Source organism: Cupriavidus sp. 05N38 (assembly GCF_056397345.1).
This window is the reverse complement of record NZ_JBFTNF010000142.1, coordinates 1-3,312: the sequence shown is the minus strand read 5'-3', so window position 1 is coordinate 3,312 and position 3,312 is coordinate 1. Positions and strand designations below refer to the sequence as shown.

The 3,312-nt window shown below is 72.5% G+C and carries 3 protein-coding genes; all 3 read left to right on the top strand.

Annotated elements, in window-relative coordinates:
- Positions 1-1,626: vWA domain-containing protein (locus AC1DK4_RS40415; protein WP_477132252.1), on the top strand; the 1,626-nt coding region annotated here is incomplete at its 5' end.
- A gap of 162 nt (positions 1,627-1,788) precedes the next feature.
- Positions 1,789-2,385, top strand: a complete 597-nt coding sequence (locus tag AC1DK4_RS40410; protein WP_441643663.1) for an RNA polymerase sigma factor — start codon at positions 1,789-1,791, stop codon at positions 2,383-2,385.
- The coding region (locus tag AC1DK4_RS40405; RefSeq protein WP_477132251.1) for a hypothetical protein at positions 2,382-3,312 on the top strand (931 nt) is incomplete at its 3' end. The genes AC1DK4_RS40410 and AC1DK4_RS40405, both read left to right, overlap by 4 nt.

Here is a 3,312-nt window from a genome sequence, read left to right as displayed (position 1 = left end):
ACCCCCGCCACGCCCGCCACCACCGGGCCCGCGGCCAAGGCCAGCCGGGCCGAAGCGTTCGCCGGCGCCGCTGCCGATGCCCGCGCGCCGGCGATGCGCCACCTGCCCGCGGCACCCGCGCCCATGGCGATGATCGCGCCCTCCCCGCAGCCAGCCTGGCGTGGCGAACCCGAGCGCGAGCGCTACGCCGCCATCGACGAGAACGGCGTGCAGCAGGTTGCGCAGGCGCCGGTCTCCACCTTCAGCATCGATGTCGATACCGGCAGCTACAGCAATGTGCGCCGCATGCTCAACGCAGGCCGCCTGCCGCCGGCCGATGCCGTGCGCGTGGAAGAAATGGTCAACTACTTCCCCTACGACTACGCGCAGCCGCGCGATGGCCGGCCCTTCGCGGTGCACGTCGCGGCCGCGCCGGCCCCCTGGCACGCCAGCAATGTGCTGCTGCGCATCGGCATCAAGGCCGCCGACGCCGCGCGCGAAAGCCTGCCACCCGCCAACCTGGTGTTCCTGGTCGACGTGTCCGGCTCGATGTATTCGCCCGACAAGCTTCCGCTGCTGAAGGCATCGCTCAAGCTGCTCACCGGCGCGCTGCGCCCGCAGGACCGCATCACGCTGGTCACCTACGCCAGCGGCACGCGCGTGGTGCTGCCGCCCACGCCAGGCAGCGACAAGACCGCCATCTCGGCGGCCATCGACGCCCTGGTGGCGGGCGGATCCACCGCGGGCGCGAGCGGCATCGCGCTGGCCTACCAGGCCGCGCAGCAGAGCTTTATCGCCGGTGGCATCAACCGCGTGCTGCTGGCCACCGACGGCGACTTCAACGTCGGCATCACCGACTTCCGCCAGCTCAAGGACATGGTCGCGGAGAAGCGCAAGTCGGGCGTGTCGCTGTCCACGCTGGGCTTCGGCACCGGCAACTACAACGACCAGCTCATGGAGCAGCTGGCCGATGCGGGCGACGGCGCCTACTCGTATATCGACAACCTGATGGAAGGCCGCAAGGTGCTGGTGGAGGAGATGAGTTCCACGCTTGCCACGGTGGCGCGCGACGTCAAGATCCAGGTCGAGTTCAATCCGGCCACGGTCAAGGAATACCGCCTGATCGGCTACGAAAACCGCGCGCTCAGGCGCGAGGATTTCAACAATGACCAGGTCGACGCCGGCGATATCGGCGCGGGGCATACGGTGACCGCGCTCTATGAGCTGACGCTGGCAGGGCAGCCCGGCCTGCTCGATCCGCTGCGCTACCAGCCGCAGCCGCAAGGCGCGAACAGCGGCACCGGCGAGCTGGCCCATGTGAAGTTGCGCTACAAGCGCGCGCAGGCCCAGGCCAGCGAGTTGCTGGAGCTGGCGGTGCCGGCCGGCGCGGTGCGTCCGCTGGCGCAGGCCGACGATGCCTTCCGCTTCGCCACGGCGGTGGCCGGCTTCGGCCAGGCCTTGCGCGGCGGCAGCCATGTCGGCACCTGGAGCTATGCCGATGCGCGCGCGCTGGCGCTCGGCGCGCGCGGCGGCGACCGCTTCGGCTATCGCGGCGAGTTCATTCAGTTGGTGGACCTGGCACAGGCCCTGTCGACGCGCGCGCCGCTGGCGCAGGGCGACGGCCCCGCGCCGCAGCCGCAGCGCTGAAGGCGGAGTGATGACGGAGGTGCGATGACGGCGGGCGCCACGCAGGCGCGTGCTGCATCGCACCCGGCGGGGCGCGCTCGCGGCGGCACGGGGCGCTGTCATATACTGCCGCGCATGAATGCCTCCGCGCCCGGCGCCCCGCCCGACCGCATGCCTGCCGGCATGCCAGACCAACCCGCCTCCAGCCTGTCGGCGTTGCCGGACACCGACCTCATGCTGCTGGTCGCCAACGGCCTGATCGAGCAGCCGGTGGCCGAGCTGTTCCGCCGCCACAACGCCGCACTGTACAACTACGTGGCCTGGCTGTGCCAGGGCAACACGGGCGAGGCCGAGGACGTGACCCAGAAGACCTGGGTCAAGCTGATGACCCGCTGCGGCGACTACCAGCCCAGCGCGGCGCTGCGCACCTTCCTGTTCCAGATCGCGCGCAACACCTGGCTCGACACGCTGCGCGGCGCCTACGAGCGCCAGCGCGATACGCTCGACGAAGACCATCTCGCCCTGCCCGCCGACGACCTCAGCCCCGAGGCCGAGGCGAGCCTGCGGCAGAATCTGCAAGGCGTGCGGCAGGCGCTGATGGCGCTGCCGGCCGCGCAGCGGGAAGTGATCGTGCTGCGCTTCTTCAGCGAGATGAGCGTGGAGGAGATCGCGCAGACGCTGGGAGAGAAATTCGAAACCATCAAGAGCCGGCTGCGCTACGCCTTTGCGCGCCTGCGCGAGAGCCTGGCGGCCGTGGCGCCGCAGGAGCGGCAGCCATGAGCGCGGACGAGCGATTCATTGCCGGCGAAGACCGGCTCGCGGCGCTGCTGCGCACGCTGCCGCCGTTTGCGCCGCCGCCTTCGCTGGAAGCGTCGGTGATGGCGGTGGCGCGCGCGGCGCAGGCCGCGCGCCAGGCACACGCCGCCGCGCCCGCCGTGCCCCCCGCGCCCGGATCGCCCCGGCCGGCAGCCGATGCGGTGTTCGCCCCGCCGCCCGGACTGCAGGCTGCCGTGATGGAGGAAGCCGCGCGCCTGCAGGCGGCACAGGCCGCGCGGCGCGCGGCCGTGCTGACCGAAGTACGGCGCGGCGACGACACGCAGCGCGTGCTTGGCGCACCGGTCAGCGCGGCGGCGCAGGCATGGCTGCGCGAACAGGCCGAAGCCGCGCAGCAAGACGGCGATGCGCCGGCAAAGCCTGCGCCAGGACGCGCGGCACGCCGTTGGTGGCCCGCGCTGGGCGTGCTTGCAGCCACGCTCGGCGTCGCGGCGCTGTCGCTGCAGGTGGTGCTGCGCCAGCTCGATTTGCGGGACGGCGCCTTGCTGCTGCCGGACACGCCCCGCACCACGCAAAAGCCGGAGAAGCCGGAGACGCAGGAGAAGCAGGCTGAGACTGCGGCCGTGGCGGACAGCAAGACCGCGCAGCCAGGGCAAGCGCCGGCCGGGCGGCAGCCGGCACCTGCCGCAAACGTGCAGGCGCAACCGGCTGCCGCCGGCCAAGCCGCGGCAACGGCTGCGCCGCCAGGTCCGGCGCCGGTAGCCGCGCAAGATGCGAAAGCGCCGGCGCCACCGGCCGCGGCCAAGGCGCGACAGGCACAATCCGGGCCGGCTCCGGAGACCGAGTCACGCACCCCGCGAGAGCCTGCCTTGCGCGCGCCCGACGCGCTTGCGGACCGCGCCGCGCCCGCCTCCGGCCTGGCGGGAGCCGCAC

What these genes read in the sequence shown, in the direction of transcription:
- AC1DK4_RS40410 (WP_441643663.1), top strand. Translation starts at nt 1,789, where the DNA reads ATGCCAGACCAACCCGCCTCCAGCCTGTCGGCGTTGCCGGACACCGAC.